Origin of the sequence: Arthrobacter zhaoxinii, from assembly GCF_024385505.1 — a bacterium.
Lineage (GTDB): Bacteria > Actinomycetota > Actinomycetes > Actinomycetales > Micrococcaceae > Arthrobacter_B > Arthrobacter_B zhaoxinii.
Genome location: NZ_JANFLT010000005.1, coordinates 404389 through 420584, shown reverse-complemented (window position 1 = coordinate 420584; position 16196 = coordinate 404389). Strand labels below are relative to the sequence as shown.

The 16196-nt window shown below is 65.9% G+C and carries 14 protein-coding genes; 8 read left to right on the top strand and 6 right to left on the bottom strand.

Features of this window, described 5'->3' with window-relative positions:
- Positions 1 to 115: 115 nt before the first annotated feature.
- The gene (locus NNX37_RS09320; protein WP_255792190.1) at positions 116 to 1462 is read right to left on the bottom strand and encodes an MFS transporter; all 1347 of its coding nucleotides are present in this window, start codon (positions 1460 to 1462) and stop codon (positions 116 to 118) included.
- A gap of 231 nt (positions 1463 to 1693) precedes the next feature.
- Between NNX37_RS09320 and NNX37_RS09315 the strand changes: the two genes are divergently transcribed.
- From NNX37_RS09315 to NNX37_RS16525, 3 genes are read left to right on the top strand one after another with little or no spacing between them, the layout of a single operon-like run.
- A complete protein-coding gene (locus NNX37_RS09315) occupies positions 1694 to 2566 on the top strand; it encodes a shikimate dehydrogenase (protein WP_255792187.1) in 873 nt (290 codons plus the stop codon).
- Between the two features lie 18 nt (positions 2567 to 2584).
- Positions 2585 to 4474 (top strand): bifunctional sugar phosphate isomerase/epimerase/4-hydroxyphenylpyruvate dioxygenase family protein, encoded by a 1890-nt coding sequence (locus tag NNX37_RS09310; RefSeq protein WP_255792185.1) that lies wholly within the window; start codon positions 2585 to 2587, stop codon positions 4472 to 4474.
- Positions 4475 to 5230, top strand: a complete 756-nt coding sequence (locus NNX37_RS16525; RefSeq protein WP_255792182.1) for an IclR family transcriptional regulator domain-containing protein — start codon at positions 4475 to 4477, stop codon at positions 5228 to 5230. It begins immediately after the preceding gene.
- Here the strand turns inward: NNX37_RS16525 and glsA are convergent.
- The 3 genes from glsA to NNX37_RS09290 are packed head-to-tail and all read right to left on the bottom strand — an operon-like array spanning position 5227 to position 9211.
- Complete coding sequence (gene glsA / locus NNX37_RS09300; RefSeq protein WP_255792181.1) at positions 5227 to 6177, bottom strand: glutaminase A; 951 nt, start codon at positions 6175 to 6177, stop codon at positions 5227 to 5229. The two genes, NNX37_RS16525 and glsA, sit on opposite strands and share 4 nt — an antisense overlap.
- Positions 6174 to 7814 (bottom strand): putative glutamine/gamma-aminobutyrate antiporter GadC, encoded by a 1641-nt coding sequence (gadC, locus tag NNX37_RS09295; RefSeq protein WP_255792162.1) that lies wholly within the window; start codon positions 7812 to 7814, stop codon positions 6174 to 6176. The genes glsA and gadC overlap by 4 nt, the downstream gene beginning before the upstream one ends.
- Before the next feature lie 17 nt (positions 7815 to 7831).
- Complete coding sequence (locus NNX37_RS09290) at positions 7832 to 9211, bottom strand: glutamate decarboxylase (RefSeq protein WP_255792159.1); 1380 nt, start codon at positions 9209 to 9211, stop codon at positions 7832 to 7834.
- A gap of 301 nt (positions 9212 to 9512) precedes the next feature.
- Here NNX37_RS09290 and NNX37_RS09285 point away from each other — a divergent pair, with 301 nt between their 5' ends.
- The 4 genes from NNX37_RS09285 to NNX37_RS09270 all read left to right on the top strand — a co-directional run bounded on the left by NNX37_RS09285 (position 9513) and on the right by NNX37_RS09270 (position 13748).
- Positions 9513 to 9923 carry an Hsp20/alpha crystallin family protein gene (locus NNX37_RS09285; protein WP_255792158.1) on the top strand — a complete coding sequence of 137 codons (411 nt, stop codon included), beginning with the start codon at positions 9513 to 9515 and terminating at the stop codon, positions 9921 to 9923.
- 43 nt (positions 9924 to 9966) lie between these two features.
- Complete coding sequence (locus NNX37_RS09280; RefSeq protein WP_255792157.1) at positions 9967 to 11976, top strand: MFS transporter; 2010 nt, start codon at positions 9967 to 9969, stop codon at positions 11974 to 11976.
- Positions 11977 to 12141: 165 nt separating this feature from the next.
- Positions 12142 to 13509, top strand: a complete 1368-nt coding sequence (locus NNX37_RS09275; RefSeq protein WP_255792156.1) for an inorganic phosphate transporter — start codon at positions 12142 to 12144, stop codon at positions 13507 to 13509.
- Positions 13506 to 13748: a hypothetical protein gene (locus NNX37_RS09270; RefSeq protein WP_304659252.1), complete on the top strand. Its 243-nt coding sequence runs from the start codon at positions 13506 to 13508 to the stop codon at positions 13746 to 13748. The genes NNX37_RS09275 and NNX37_RS09270 overlap by 4 nt, the downstream gene beginning before the upstream one ends.
- Before the next feature lie 87 nt (positions 13749 to 13835).
- On the opposite strand, the gene NNX37_RS09265 is transcribed toward NNX37_RS09270, so the two are convergent.
- Positions 13836 to 14909, bottom strand: a complete 1074-nt coding sequence (locus tag NNX37_RS09265) for an alkene reductase (RefSeq protein ID WP_255792828.1) — start codon at positions 14907 to 14909, stop codon at positions 13836 to 13838.
- A 189-nt stretch (positions 14910 to 15098) separates the two neighbouring features.
- Between NNX37_RS09265 and NNX37_RS09260 the strand changes: the two genes are divergently transcribed.
- The gene (locus NNX37_RS09260; protein WP_255792155.1) at positions 15099 to 15659 is read left to right on the top strand and encodes a dihydrofolate reductase family protein; all 561 of its coding nucleotides are present in this window, start codon (positions 15099 to 15101) and stop codon (positions 15657 to 15659) included.
- Here NNX37_RS09260 and NNX37_RS09255 read toward each other — a convergent pair.
- Positions 15656 to 16144 carry a hotdog fold thioesterase gene (locus NNX37_RS09255; protein ID WP_255792154.1) on the bottom strand — a complete coding sequence of 163 codons (489 nt, stop codon included), beginning with the start codon at positions 16142 to 16144 and terminating at the stop codon, positions 15656 to 15658. The genes NNX37_RS09260 and NNX37_RS09255 overlap by 4 nt on opposite strands.
- Positions 16145 to 16196 lie beyond the last annotated feature (52 nt).

Genomic DNA, 16196 nt, shown 5'->3' with positions numbered 1-16196 from the left:
CCCGGCCGCTCGGTATCCGGCGGCACAGTACCCACCCGGATATGCCACAGGGCCGGGGCGGGAGAATGTCCCGCCCCGGCCCTGTGGCTGATCCGTACGTTTCCGGGGTAGTTCCCTACGCCGTGGCCGGGCGCACCGGGGCGGCGGTCTTGGCCGGGCCCAGACCCAGTTCGGCAGTGGGGGTGTGCGCGGTTTCCTTGGCGGTAAGGGCGGAAATCGCAGCGATCGCACAGATGACGCCGGTGAACATGCTGGTCACCACCCATCCGCCGGGTTCCAGCCCGCCGATGGCCGCAACGATGGACGGTGCAAAACCGGCCATCAGGAAGCCGAGCTGCGTGCCGATGGCCAGGCCGGAGAAGCGGACCTTGGCGCTGAACATCTCTCCGTAGAAGGACGGCCAGACGGCGTTCGCCGCGGCGTAGCCGCAGGAGAAGACTGCAACGGAAAGGGCGAACTGCAGCAGCGTGTTACCGGACTCCATGGACAGCAGGTAGAACGGCATGATCACTGCACTGGAGACCGCGCCGTAGACGAAGACCGGACGGCGCCCGATCCGGTCGGCCAACCGGCCGAACAGGGGCTGCGTGAACAGTGCAAAGACGTTTCCGGCCACCACGAGCCAGAGCGTGATATTCGCGTCCACGTTGCCCACCTCGGTGCCGTACTTGATGGCCAGCGTTCCGTACACGGTGGACACCGCCGCAATGAAGGCGCAGCAGATGACGCGAAGCACGTCGCGCCAGTGGTCCTTGAGCAGGACGCCCACCGGCAGCTTCACAATCTCGTTGCGTTCCTTTGCCTCCGTGAAGGTGGGGGTTTCGTGCAGCGAGCGGCGGATGAAGAAGGTGACAATGACAACCACGGCGCTCAGCCAGAACGGAATGCGCCAGCCGATGCCGTATTTGATGTCGTCCGGCAGGGCAACCACGGGGATGAACACCAGTGCGGCAAGGATCTGCCCGCCCTGGGTTCCGGTCAGTGTCCAGGACGTGAAGAACGAGCGCCGGTTGTCCGGTGCGTGTTCCAGGGTCATGGAACTGGCGCCGGCCTGCTCCCCGGCCGCGGAAAGGCCCTGCATCAGGCGGCAGAAGACCAGCAGTACCGGAGCCCACCAGCCGATCGTGTTGAAGTCCGGCAGGCAGCCGATCAGGAAGGTGGACCCGCCCATCAGCAGGAGGGTGAACATCAGGACCTTCTGGCGGCCCACCCGGTCACCGAAGTGTCCGAGGATGACGGCGCCCACCGGACGGGCGATGTAGGCGAAACCAAAGGTGGCAAGCGACATCACGCTGGCCTGGGTGTCGGCATCCGGGAAGAACACGCGCGGAAAAATGAGCGCGGCGGCGGAACCGAAAATGAAGAAATCGTAGTACTCGACGGCACTGCCCATAAAGCTGGCAGTGGCGGCCTTGCGCGGGGTCTTACCCGTTGCGGGTCCAGCGGGGGCGGATGCGTCCATTGCATCTCTCCTGACGGTGGCTGACGTGGGGGGCGGAGCGGAGATGGAAAGTGTGCTGCGGAAGCCTGAAAGGGACGCCCGGTGTGCACTATGCGCACCTGTGTGCATTCTCCGTACACTTGAAGTAATGTAGCCCACAGTTATGGGCCGGGCAAGCCGCGGCCAAATCGGCCCGCGTTCGTCGGAACCGGCCCTGCACACGTATGCACATGCACCGGAAGGAACAGCACCATGAGCGGCACCGGGGAATCATTCGTTGTCGGATTGATCGGGGAGGGCATTACGGCTTCCCTCACTCCTCCCATGCATGAAAGGGAAGCGGATCAGCAGGGCCTGCGCTACATCTACCGGCCCATCGACCTCACCGCCCTGGACCGCCCGGGCACCGACGTCGGTGCGCTGCTGCGCGCCGGCCGGGACCTGGGCTTCAACGCATTCAACGTTACCCATCCCTGCAAGCAATTGGTCCTCGCTGAACTGGATGTTGTGTCCGACGACGCCGCCCGGCTGGGCGCCGTCAACACGGTCCTGATCCGGGACGGCCGGTTCATCGGACACAACACCGATTTCTCCGGCTTCGGCGGGGCGCTGGCAGGCGGGCTTCCGGATGCGGCGCTGGATTCGGTGGTCCAGCTGGGCGTGGGCGGGGCCGGTGCGGCCGTGGCCTATGCCCTGCTCAAGGCGGGTACCGGCGAGCTGACCCTGCTGGACCTGGATCCTGTGCGTGCTGCGGAACGCGCCGCAGCGCTGTCCGGGCTTTTCCCGGACCAGCGGATCACCGCAGGCACGCCGGCGGACCTCCCCTCGGTCCTGCCCGGAGCCGACGGCCTGGTCCATGCCACACCGGTGGGGATGCATTCCCATCCGGGCATCGCCGTGGACCTGGACCTGCTCAGTTCCTCCCAGTGGGTGGCCGACGTCGTCTACCGTCCGGTGGAAACGGAACTGATCCGCGGAGCCCGGGCGCGCGGGTGCCGGGTGCTGGACGGCGGCCGGATGGCCGTGGGCCAGGCCGTGGACGCCTTCGAACTGATCACCGGCATCCGTCCCGACGCCGCTCGGATGCTCACCCACTTCCACGAACTGATTAGCCAGGGCCGCTGAGGCCGGGACCGGAGCACCATGCGTACGTCAATTGCCACCGTCTGCCTGAGCGGGACGCTCGAAGAGAAAATGCGCGCCTGCGCGGATGCCGGTTTCGACGGCATCGAAATCTTCGAGCCGGACCTTTTGGTGTCCCCGTCCAGCCCGGAGCAGATCCGTGCCCTGGCGGACACCCTGGGACTGACCCTGGACCTGTACCAGCCGTTCCGCGACTTCGAAGGCGTGGAGGAGCCCCTCCTGAATGCCAACCTGGACCGGGCCCGTGCCAAGTTCGAGCTGATGAACCGCCTGGGCATCGGGACCATGCTGCTGTGCAGCAACGTGGGCACGGCGACCATTGACGACGACACCGCGGCGGCGGACCAGCTGCGCCGGCTGGGGGAGCTCGCTGCAGGCTACGGGGTGAAGGTTGCCTACGAAGCCCTGGCCTGGGGCCGCTACGTGAATGACTTCGAGCATGCCCAGCGGATTGTGGACCTGGCCGACCACCCGCAGATCGGCACCTGCCTGGACAGCTTCCACATCCTCTCCCGCGGCTGGGATCCGGCGGCGATCGAAAAAATCCCCGCGGAGAAGATCTTCTTCGTCCAGCTCGCCGACGCGCCGGAACTGTCCCTGGATGTCCTCTCCTGGAGCCGGCACTACCGGGTCTTTCCGGGTGAGGGGGCGTTCGACCTGGTGCGGTTCATGGCCCACCTGGTCCGCAGCGGCTATGACGGGCCGGTGTCCCTGGAAATCTTCAACGACGTGTTCCGGCAGACCGCCGAGGACCGCACCGCCGTGGACGCCATGCGGTCCCTGATCTGGCTGGAGGAGCGCACGGCGTCGTACCTCGCGCTGCACGACGCCGGCACGCACTATCCCATGTCCCTCGCGACCCTGCCGAGCGTGGCCGAGCCAACGGGCTTCAACTTCGCCGAGGTCAAGGCCGGGAGCCCGGACACGGTGTCCGCGCTCCTGCATCAGCTGGGCTTCACCTTCGCCGGGCGGCACCGGACCAAACCCGTGCAGCTGTGGACCTCCGGCACGGCGCGGGTGATCATCAACGGGCAGCAGGCCGGGGGAATGGAACCGGGAATCTCCGCGCTGGGGCTGGATGTGCAGGACCCGCAGGCTGCGGCGTCCCGTGCGGTGCAGCTGCGCGCACGGCCGGTCAGCCGGCGCAGCCAGGCGGACGAGCAGGTGCTGCAGGCCGTATTTGCCCCGGATTCCACGGAGGTCTTCCTCTGCGAGGCCACCGCCGACGGCACGGCCGCGTGGGCGGACGAGTTCGGCCCGGCGGCACAGAACGGTCCCGGCGGAACCGGCACCGAACCCGCCGGACAGCCGCTGATTTCGGCTATTGACCATATCAACCTGTCGCAGCCCTGGCAGCACTTCGACGAAGCCGTCCTGTTCTACGAATCCACGCTTTCCCTGACTCCCATTGCCTCGCAGGAGGTTCCCAGCCCCATGGGCCTGGTCCGCAGCCAGGTCATGCGCAGCGCCGACGGCGGGGTGCGGCTGGCGCTGAACATCGCCCCGTTGATCGTGGAATCCGAACCCGGCGGCGCGGAGTACCCCCAGCACGTTGCCTTCACCTCCACCGATCTGGTCGCCACCGCCCGGCAGGCGGTCGAAAGGGGGCTGCGGTTCCTGCCCGTGCCGGCGAATTACTATGAGGACCTGGCCGCCCGCTTCCGGCTTGATCCGGGGTTCCTGGCCGAACTGCAGGACTTGAACCTGCTGTATGACCGCGACGGTGACGGCGAATTCCTGCACTTCTACACGGGTACCGTGGGCAACGTGTTCTTCGAAGTGGTGGAGCGGCGCGGCGGGTATGAGGGCTACGGTGCACCCAATGCCCCCGTCCGGCTGGCGTCCCAGTACCTTGCCTCCCGCGGGGAGCCGAAGCGGAAGGCAGGATAAGTGGAGGCCGCAGGCGGCTATTACGTGAAATCGGTGGAGAAGGCCTTCGCCGTGCTGGGCACCTTCACGTTGAACGTGCCCGAACACACCGTCAGCTCCGCAGCCGCGGCGGCAGGCATCAGCCGGGCTGCGGCTCGCCGGTTCCTCCTTACCCTCCGGGACCTGGGTTACCTGGGCTTTGACGGAACCGTGTTCCGGCTGGCACCGCGCACCCTGGATATCGGCTCCTCGTTCCTGGCACACCTCTCGCTGCCGCACGCGGCCGAGCCGCACCTGAAGCAGCTCTCCGCGGACCTCGGTGAGACCACGTCGCTGTGCATCCTGGACGGGTCCGACGTCGTCTACGTTTCGCGGATCACCTCGCCCCGCCTGATGCGGGTGGCAGTCAACGTCGGCACCCGGTTCCCGGCCTGGGCCACGTCCATGGGCAGGGTGCTGCTGGCGTCCCTCCCTGAGGTGGAACAGGAAGCGTACTTCGACACGGTCGAACTGCTGCCCTACACCGCGCACACCGTCCGCACCGTGGAGGAGCTGCGGAAGGCAGTGCACGACGCCGGCGATCGGGGCTGGTCACGGGTGGCCGACGAGCTCGAAGACGGCCTGCGGGGTGTGGCCGTTCCGGTCCGCAGCGGCGACGGCACGGTTGTGGCCGCTGCGAACGTGTCGCTGCAGCTGCACAGCTCCGCACGTGCGGAGGAGACCGTGATCCCGCCGCTGCGGGCAGCCGCGGAACGGATCGGCCGCGACCTCGGCTAGTCGCTGTACTCGCTGGCCTTGTAGATGCTCAGGCCCAGCGCCCCGGCAACCTGCGCGACCGCTCGCTGTGCCTTGACGCTGTTGCCCACCTCATCCAGCGGCGGCGCGAACCCGGCAATAGCCAGTTTGCCGGGCATGATGGCCAGGATGCCGCCGCCCACGCCGGACTTACCGGGCAGCCCCACCCGGTAGGCCCAGTCTCCGGAAGCGGTGTACATGCCTTCCATGGTCATTTCCGCGAGCATGGCCGGGATGTTCGCGGCAGAGACCACCCGGTCTCCGGTCAGGGGGTTGATGCCCTTGTTCGCGATGGTTGCGCCCATGGCGGCCAGGTCCCGGGCGGTGACCAGGGTGGAACACTGCCGGGTATACACGTCGCACGCCTCCATTGGATCCGAATACATGGTGCCGCCCGAATACAGCAGCCATGCTATGGCCCGGTTGTGGAAGTTTGTGGACTGTTCGGAGTCGTTCACCTCGTCGCTCAGACTGATTTTCCGGCCGGCGAAAGCACTCTGGACCTGCAGGATCGCCTCCCACCGATCCTCGGCGTTGTCTCCCGGAATCAGTGAAACGGTGGACATGGCCCCCGCGTTGACCAGGGGAGACACCGGAGTGTCACCGTGCAGCGCAACGGAGATCACCGAGTTGAACGGTTCCCCGGTGGGGTCTGCCCCGACCTTCTCCTGGAAGGTTTCCAGTCCCACCTTCTCCATCGCCCATGCCATGGAGAACACCTTGGAAATGGATTCCAGCGCGAACTCGAACCCGGTGTCACCGGCTTCGAACAAGGCTCCGTCCGCCGTCATCGCGCAGACCCCGAAGAGGTCCGGATTCACCGACGCCAGATACGGAATGTAGCCGGCGTTCTTGCCCCCGGAAGCGTTCCGGTGGTCCGCATAAGCGGTCCGGACCGCTGAATCAATTGCGGAGTCATCCAGTTTCATACCGCCGTGCTCCCGCCTGCAGTCCGCCCGTGCCCGCCGCCGTCAGCGTGCGAGAACGTCATCGGTGAACCTGAAGCCTCCGCTTCACGGGTGAGCTGCTGGGTGGAAATGCTGGACTCGGTGACCGTCCCGGGATGCGTATGTTCAATCTGCCAGGTGAACGGAACGAACGCGCTGGAGCCGTCCCGCCAATGCGGTTTGCGGAAGGCATAGATCACGAACGGCAGGATCACCATCACCGCTGCTCCGCCCACCAGGATGCCCACGTACACTTCCGGGGATCCCACGGAGATCTGGTCCGGCGGGATGAAGCTGAAGGCGAAAGCCATCAGTGAACCGAGGAAACCCACGCCGCCGATGATCCACATTCCGACGTCGCCTCCGGGCACCCGGTAGGGGCGCGGACGGTTCGGCTGGCTGTAGCGCAGGTAAATCGCGGCGGCGAACATCAGCATGTACATGATGAGGTACAGGATCACCGTCAGCTGGCTCAGGATCTGGTAGGCAGCCTGCACCGAGGGCAGCACTACATAGGTCAGTCCCAGGCCGGTGACCATGAAGGCCTGGAAGAACAGGATGTGGGTGCCCATGCCGTTCTTGTTGGTGTGCTGCCAGAAGCGGGGCAGGTAGCCTGCTTTCGCCACGGCAAGCATGCCTGTTGACGGACCGGCCACCCAGGTCACCACACCGGCGAGGACGCCGATCAGCAGCATAAAGGCGACTATGGGCCCAGCCCAGCCGATGCCAGCCCATTCGAACATGTCGTTATAGGAGGTCAGCAGGGACTGGGTGAGGTTGATGTCGGCCTGCGGCACCACGAACGCGATGGCCAGGGTTCCCAGCACGAAGATGATGACAGTGCCCGCCGCCGCGGTCAGCACCGCGATCGGGTAGTCACGGGTGGGGTTCTTGACCTCTTTCACGTGGATGGCGTTCATTTCCATGCCGGCGTAGAACAGGAAGATCGATGCCGCGAGCACTACGTTGGAGAAGTTGCCGAAATCGGGAATAAGTTCGCCCCAGCCCATCTGGATCTGCGGGGTATTGCCCGCAAAGAAGTAGGCGAAACCGAGCACGATCAGAATCACCGCCGGGATGATGGTGCCGATGATGCCGCCCCATTGGCTCACCCGCGAGAAAGCCTTCGCGCCCCGGAAGGCAATGAACGTGGCCAGCCAGTAGACCACCAGGACTACCGCCAGGACGAAAAGCTTATTGCCGGCCAGCTGCGCATCCAGGTTCTGGTTGTCACCGGTGTAAGCGAGCGAAACCGCGCCGAACGTGAGCACGGTGGGGAACCAGATGGTGACCTCGATGAAGAGCATAAACATGGCCAGGAAGGCCCACCGCGGTCCGAAGGCCTCACCGACCCATCGGAAGACCCCGCCCGTTTCCGGCCAACCGGTGGCCAGCTCGGCCGCCACGATGGAGACCGGAATCAGGAAGACGACGGCGGCCAGGACATAGTAGAAAATCGAGCTCAGGCCGTACTCGGCCTCCGACGGAAGTCCGCGGAGGCTGACCACCGCCACAATGTTCATCACCGCCAGGGCACCGATGGTGATTTGGGCATTCTGCTTCGACTTCGACCGCTGCTGATCCGCTGCGGAGGAATTTGCTGCCTTCGAATCGCTCATGTAGCGCACCTCCTCGATTAGTGATGGAATCCGGGATGCTCCGCCTCACGAGGCATAGGGGAGCTCAGCTGTTCCAGATACGTGGTTTCCCGGCGGATATCCGCCAGCAGTTTCTCCGCCAGGTCGATGCTCAGCCCGTTGCGGACCACAATCCGTTCCACTGTCAGGTTGGAGAGGTTGTCCGGCAGGGGATAGGCCGGTACAAGCCAACCCCTGGTGCGGAGCCGGTCGGCCAGGTCATACAGGTTCCACTTGTCCGTGTGGCCTTCCTTCAACCGCCAGGCGAACACCGGAATATCGGAACCGTCGTTCCACAGTTCGAAGGGTCCGATCTCCGCGATGGCGCCGGACAAGTGAAGCGCAACGTCCTGCGATGCCTGCTGGATCCGCGCATACCCGTCACGGCCCAGGCGCAGGAACAAGTAGAACTGCAGGACCACCTGGGCGCCGGGGCGGGAGAAGTTGAGGGCGAAAGTCGGCATGTCGCCGCCGAGGTAGCTGACGTAGAAGATCAGGTCCTCCGGAAGCCACTGCCGTTCCCGCCAGACCACCCAGCCGAGGCCGGGGTAGACCAGACCGTATTTGTGGCCGGAAGTGCTGATCGAATGGACCCGCTCCAGCCGGAAGTCCCATTCCAGGTCCTGTTGGATGAACGGAGCGATCATGGCACCGGACGCCCCGTCCACGTGGATGGGAATGTCCAGGCCCGTGGAGGACTGGATTTCGTCGAGCTTGGCGGCGATCTGCTGTACCGGCTCATACATGCCGGTGTAGGTCACACCCATGATGGCGACGACGCCGATGGTGTTTTCATCGACGTAGTTCTCCAGCTCGAAGCCGTCCAGGCATTTATGCTCCTCGCTGATGGGCACCAGCCGAGGCTCGACGTCGAAGTAATTGCAGAACTTTTCCCAGCACACCTGCACCGCTGAACTCATCACGAGGTTCGGTTTATCAGCCGGTTTTCCCTCGCTGCGGCGCCGGTGCTGCCACAGCCGCTTGAATGCCAGTCCGCCCAGCATGCAGGCTTCGGAGGAGCCGACGGTCGAGGTGCCGATGGTTTCCCGGGGGGACGGCGCATGCCACAGATCAGCAAGGATCTGCCAGCAGTTCTGCTCAATTTGTGCTGTCTGCGGGTATTCGTCCTTGTCGATCATGTTCTTGTCGAACGTCTCGCTGTAGAGCCGGTTCGCGTGGTCGTCCATCCAGGTACTGACGAAGGTCGCCAGGTTCAGCCGGGCGTTGCCGTCCAGCATGGTTTCGTCATGGACAATCTGGTAGGCCGTTTCCGGCAGCATCTCGCCGTCGTTCAGCCGATACTTCGGGGCGGCGGTCTCTTCGCCGGGACGGGCAAAAAGTGGATTTACGGAAAGGGAATCAGGATTATTGTGCGCCATTTGGAGGCCTCTCATTGACAGTATGCCTACCGGCACCGGGCCGTAGTGAACGGCGGTGGGTGTCCACAAAAAGGGCTGCGCGCACGAAAAACTCTACGTGCGGCGAGAATCCATGGCTAGGCCCCGCCGCCGCTTAGCAGCGGCGCAGGCCAAAACGCGCAAAAAGCCAGCCGGGGCCGGGGAAAACCCCGGCATTCCATTGAGGACGGCACGCGGCCGGACGTAGCCTTGCTGCACTGTTTGTTCCTTCCGCCGCCCCGGCCCTCCGCCGCCGGGCCGGGCAAGAGAGAAAGAGAATTCCATGGCTTCCCTTGCACGACGCGAGCGTTTTGAACTGCCCGACCAGGTCCGCAGGTTTTTCGAGGGGGACTGGGAGGTTCCGGCATTCCCCGTCGAGGAATACCAGGACGGCTCGGCCATGGTGATCCGGGCCGAACTGCCCAACATCAATCCCGAACAGGACCTCGACGTCACCGTCAGCGACGGGATCCTGCACATCAAGGGGGAGCGGAAGGAACGAACCGAGCACAAGGGAAAGCACGGGTACCGTTCCGAGTTCCGCTACGGGTCATTCACCCGGGAGGTCGCGCTGCCCTCCGGCGCCAGCCAGGACAACGTCACGGCCTCCTACAACGACGGCGTCCTGGAAATCCGTGTGCCGGTCCCCGAATCCGGACCGTCGTCCACCAAGATTCCCGTCTCGCGGGGCTAGGCCGTCCTTCCGCAGCCTGCACCACCGAGCCTGAAGGACCGGTATGAGCGCTCAGCCCGCAGCACGCAGGAGCGCGCGGAAGTTCCCCGACTGGCTGGTCATCGCCACCCTGGGGTGCGGCGGGATTGTGGTCTCGCTCGAGAAAACGGCCGTGGTCCCGCTGCTGCCGGAGTATCCCCGGATTTTCGGGGTCACTTCTGATGACGTCTCCTGGATGGTCACCGTCACCCTGCTCTCCGCAGCGGTGGCCACCCCCATCGTGTCCCGTCTGGCGGATATGTACGGCAAGCGCCGGATGCTGCTGCTGGCTATGGTCCTCATGGTTGCCGGAGCCTTCACGGCGTCGATCGGCGGGACGTTTACCTGGGCGCTCATCGGACGGGGCCTGCAGGGGGCCGCCGGTGCCGTGATCCCGGTGGGAATCAGCATCCTCCGGGACGCCCTGCCGCAGCAGAAAATCGCCGGGGCGGTGTCGCTGATGAGCGCCAGCTTCGGCATCGGCAGCGCCCTGGGCCTTCCCCTCTCCGGGCTGGTCTACGAACGGCTCGGCTGGCAGGCCACTTTCTGGGTGGTGGGGATCGTCGGCCTGCTGCTGATTGCCGCCGTCGTTGTTTTCGTTCCGGAGTCCACGGTCCGCAGTCCGGCCCCCTTTGACTACGCCGGCGCGTTCCTGCTGTCCGCCGGCATGACGGCGGTGCTGCTTGCCATTACCAAGGGCGGAGTCTGGGGATGGAGCAGTTATCCGGTCCTCGGGCTGCTGGCCGCAGCGGCCGTTTCCTTTGCATTGTGGTTTCCCGCGGAGCTTCGCACCGGCCAGCCCCTGGTGGACCTGCGGACCTCAGCCCGGCGGCCGGTGCTGCTCACCAATATCGGAGCCGTCCTGGTCGGGTTTTCGATGTACGCCAATATGCTCGTCACTACACAGCAGCTGCAGCTGTCGAGGGAAACCGGCTACGGCTTCGGGCTCAGTGTGCTGGCCGCCGGACTCACCATGATCCCCTCAGGGCTGGCGATGGTGGCCGTTGCCCCGGTGTCTGCCCGCATCACCAACACCTACGGAGCCAGGGCCACCCTGGTCACCGGCTGCTCGGTCATGGCGGCCGGGTATCTCGTCCGGGTCCTTTTCGTGCAGACAGTTCCGGAAATCATCATCGGGGCGGTGATCGTCTCGGTGGGCACCGCAATTTCGATGGCAGCCATGCCGACCATCATCATGAGCAACGTTCCGCTGACCGACACCGCGGCGGCGAACGGCGTCAACACCCTGCTCCGGTCCGTAGGCACCTCCACCTGCAGCGCCGCGGTGGCAACGATCCTTGCCTCGCTGACGGTCAGTATCGGCGGCGGCACCTTTCCGGGCCTGGATGCCTTCCGCACTATTTTCGTACTGGCCGGCTTCGCCGCGCTGGCCGCTACGGGCGTGGCCTGCCTCATTCCGCGCTCCGGCAGCCGGGAAGCCACCCATCCGGACCTGCACTCCGGCACCACTACCCGGGAGCCGCGGCCGGCGGAGCAGAAACGGGAGATCCTGGTCCGCGGACGGCTCCTTGCTGCAGCGGACGGCAGGCCCGTGGGCCGGGGCACCGTCACGGTGCTGGACAGCGAGGGCGGGCCGGTGGACTGGAGCCGGGCCGACGACGACGGCCGCTACGCCGTCCTCCTTCCGGGCGGCGGGCGGTACGTCATGGTGGCCAGCCAGGTCCGCTGGCGGCCGGTTTCCGAAGTGCTGGCCTTCCCTGATGCGTCCGCCAACCATGACATCCACTTCCGCGAGCAGCTGTCCCTCACCGGCCGGGTCCGGCACGCCGGCCGCCCTGTTGCAGACGCCCTCGTGATCCTGGTCCGGCCGGGAGGCGGGAGCACCGTGTCCACCCGCTCGGACACCAGGGGCAACTACGAGCTGCCCCTGCCGGGTCCCGGTGGATATGTCCTGGGCATCGTTGAGCCGGACGGGCGGACTACGCACTGCCGGCGGGTCCTCCTGCCCGCACCGGACACCGTCATAGACGTGGAACTCGCAGGGTGGGAGCCGCACACCGGCCTGCGGATCTGAGCCCGGCGGACGGTCAGGAGACCAAGCGCACAACCGCCGCTTTGGTCCGCGCCCGCCTCAGCGCATACGATCAATCTGGCGCAGAGCGGGCGTCGGCTGTTCAACACATGTCGAGGCTGGACCCGCTGCGCGGATTCTTTCACTCGTCTTTAGTTAGGGTATGTGGTGGACCTCACCCTTATGGTCGCGCTGGTGATCGCGCTAGCACTATTCTTCGATTTCACCAACGGTTTTCATGACACCGCCAACGCGATGGCAACCCCCATCGCCACCGGTGCCATCAAACCAAAAACCGCCGTCGCACTGGCGGCCGTGCTTAACCTGGTGGGTGCTTTCCTCTCCACGGAGGTAGCCAAAACCATTTCCGGCGGACTCATCAAGGAAGGTGAGGGCGGGATCCAGATCACCCCGGTCATGATCTTCGCCGGCCTGATGGGTGCAGTCATCTGGAACCTGATCACCTGGCTGCGGGGACTGCCGAGCAGTTCCTCCCACGCCCTGTTCGGCGGCCTCATCGGTGCCGCCATAGTCGGTGCCGGATTCGGTTCCGTGGATTACTCCGTGCTGATGTCCAAGGTTGTCCTGCCGGCGCTGATCGCGCCGTGCATCGCCCTGTTCGTGGCTTACCTCGCCACCAAGCTGGCGTACCGGATCACCCGCCGGCATGATCCCGATTCCGGCAGCAAGCTGCCCCGCAAGCGCGGCGGCTTCCGCTACGCCCAGATCTTCTCCTCCTCCCTCGTGGCCCTGGCACACGGCACCAACGACGCCCAGAAGACCATGGGTGTGATCACCCTTGTCCTGGTTGCCGGCGGCCTGCAGACCTCCGGGACCGGCCCCGAGTTCTGGGTTGTCGCGTCCTGTGCCATTGCCATTGCCGCGGGAACCTACGCCGGTGGCTGGCGCATCATCCGCACCATGGGATCCGGCCTGACCGAGGTCAAGCCGGCACAGGGCTTCGCTGCCGAAACCAGTACGGCCGCCGCCATCCTGGCGTCATCCCACCTGGGCTTTGCGCTGTCCACCACACAGGTCGCCTCCGGCTCCGTCATCGGTTCGGGCCTGGGCCGCAAGGGCGCCGAGGTCCGCTGGGGCACGGCCGGTAAGGTAGGCGCCGGCTGGCTCCTTACGCTTCCCGCCGCCGCCGCTATGGGTGCCGTCGCGGCCCTCATCGCGTCCATCGGCACTGCAGGTGTGGTCGCAATCACCATCATCGGCACCCTCACCATCCTCGGCATGTTCCTGTGGTCCCGCCGCAGCCCGGTGAACCACGACAACGCGGTCAGCGACATTGAAAACGCGGGCGAAGTGGTCCGCATCAAGAAGCGCCGCGGCAAGAACAGCGGCAAGGGTAAGCGGAAGTCCGGCGGGAACCGCACTTCCGGCGGCAAGCGCACGTCCGGTACGTCCGTCTCCGCCGGTACGTCCGTCTCGTCCGGTACGTCCGTCTCCGCCGGTACCCCGGGCAACAACTCCAGCACCACGGGCACGGACGGCAGCTACGCCGGCACCGTCCAGGAAGGTTCCAAATGAATATCCACTGGATGGACTACCTGACGGTCTTCGGCGTCACCCTCGCCGCTGCCCTGACCGTCGTCTGCATCTATTCGTTCGGGGTCCGCCTCTACGCGGTCTCGCTCGACGCGGAAACAGACTCCACCCCGCGCAACCGCGTTGCCCTGGCCAAGGCCGGCGCGTTTGCCTGCTTCGCCCTCAGCGCCGCAGCGGTACTGTTCGGTATCTACCTGATTGTCCCGGCCCTGCACAGCTAGGACCTCCAGCACCGGCCAACGCCTCCGGGATAGGAAAAGGCCCGCAGGATCCCTACGGATCCTGCGGGCCTTTGACGTTGGCGGAGCTTAGTTCTGCGACGCAGCTTCGGGGGCGTAGAACGGGTAGTCCGTGTAGCCCTCGGGTCCGAACGAGTAGAACGTGGCGGCGTCCGGCGTGTTCAGCGGCAGGTCTTCCTGCCAGCGGCGCACCAGGTCCGGGTTGGCAATGGCCGGGCGGCCAACGACGACGGCGTCCCCGAGTCCGTCTGCCATGATCGCCAGGGCTTCCTCGCGGGTGGTGAGCGGGCCGAACCCCGTGTTGAGCAGTACCTTGCCGCCGAAGCGGGTGCGCAGGGCCTGGACCAGGTCGCCGGCGGGGTCGCGGTGCAGGATGCTCAGGTAGGCGAGTCCCAGCGGAGCTACGGCATCCAGCAGGGCGCCGTAGGTGGCGAGCACATCGTCTGCGTCCATTTCCAGGCAGCCCTGGACATTGTGTTCCGGGGAGATGCGCAGGCCCACCCGGTCGGCGCCGATTTCGGCCGCCACTGCGGAAAGTGTTTCAATGACGAACCGGGCACGGTTCTCCGGGCTGCCGCCGTAGTTGTCCGTCCGCTGGTTCGCCACCGGGGACAGGAATTCATGGAGGAGGTAGCCGTTGGCGCCGTGCAGTTCCACGCCGTCGAACCCGGCGTCCACAGCTGCCCGGGACCCGCGGACAAAGTCAGCGGTCACCGAAGCCAGTTCCGCGGTCTCCAGTGCGCGGGGCACCGTGTAGGTCTGCTTGCCCTCGTAGGTGTGGGACATGCCGTCCACGGCGATGGCGCTCGGAGCCACCAGGTCCAGCCCGCCGTTGATGTTCGGGTGGGTCACGCGTCCTGCGTGCATCACCTGCGCAACGATGCGGCCGCCGGCTGCATGCACGGCGTCCGTGACCTTCCGCCAGCCCTCCAGCTGCTCCGGATCCACGAGCCCGGGCTGGCCCGGGAAACCCTGTCCTTCGCGGCTGGGGTAGGTGCCTTCACTGACGATCAGGCCGAGGGAGGCACGCTGGCTGTAGTGCTCAACCATCATCGGGCCGGGGATTCCCTCGCGGCCGGCGCGCTGGCGGGTCAGCGGTGCCATCACGAGGCGGTTGGACAGCTCGAAGCTGCCCGCGGTCATCGGAGAAAACAGGTTCACTAAATAACTCTTCCTCTAGTTTGCCGCCGCCGGCACCCGCAGAGGCAGGCCCGGGAACGGCAGTCACGTTCCATAGGCGGCAACCGGGACCCCGCTGAACCTATTCCGCCCGGGGTGCGTTCTGTGGCGCAGCCCATATCTGTTCGGCCTCCGGATGGCTAGCATGGCGTCATGGTGCGCACCGTGTACTACGCCTCCGTGTCCCTGGACGGATTCAACGCCCACAACGACGCCGACCGGCGGGGCAACGGGGGATTCCAGGAGGCGGAATCACCCGCAAACGCCGGCGCCGTCGTGATGGGTGCGGGTACCTATGCCCGGCTGCAGGAGCCGGGGGAGAGCGGTTCCCCTGCGTGGGACTGTCCGCCCAAACCCGTGTGGGTTTACACACACCATGAGTTTCCCGGCGTCCCGGGGGCCGACATTATGTTTGTCCGCGGCCCGGTGGGGGAATTCGCCGCGGACATCTCGGAGTCGGCCAACGGGGGAGAGATATGGGTGCGCGGCGCCGACCTGGCCGGCCAGTATCTGCATCACGGACTGCTGGACGAACTGCGCCTCGTGGTGCATCCGGTCCTGCTCAGGCAGGGCCGCTCCCTGCTGCCCCTGCCCCTGCTGCCGGCCGCGGCGCGGCCGGCCGCGGCGCGGCCGGCCGTGCTGCTCAGCGCCGGCCCGTCCGCCGACGGCAGCATCCGCCTGTGCTATGAATTCGGCGGGCAGCCGGACGCTTAGCGGGACTCGCGGATCATGTTCGTGATGCGGGCCGTGGAGAGCCTGCGGCCTTCCTCGTCGGTCATGACCACTTCATGCGTGGTGAGGGTGTTCCCCAGGTGCACGGCGGTGGCCGTTCCGGTGACCAGCCCGGAGGACGCGGACCGGTGGTGCGTGGCACCGATTTCTATGCCGACGGCGTGCCGCCCGGGTCCGGCGTGGATGCCTGCGCCGAAGGAGCCGAGGGTCTCGGCGAGGACCAGGTGCGCGCCGCCGTGCAGGATGCCTGCCACCTGTTCGTTGCCCTCCACCGGCATCGTGGCCACCAGCCGGTCCGCGGTCATTTCGAGGAAGCGGATGCCCATCTTCGCCACCAGCCGGCCGACGCCGTGCGCGGACAGCCAGTCATGCATCTCCTCCGGCACACCGGCGTCGATGAGTTCCTGCTTGTGGGGGTTGGTGTCCGCCTGACGGCCGGCAGGGCCCGGCGTGAAAATCTCGCTCATGGCAACTAGGCTTGCATTTGTGAGTGAATCTACCAAACTGGCCACGACCCCC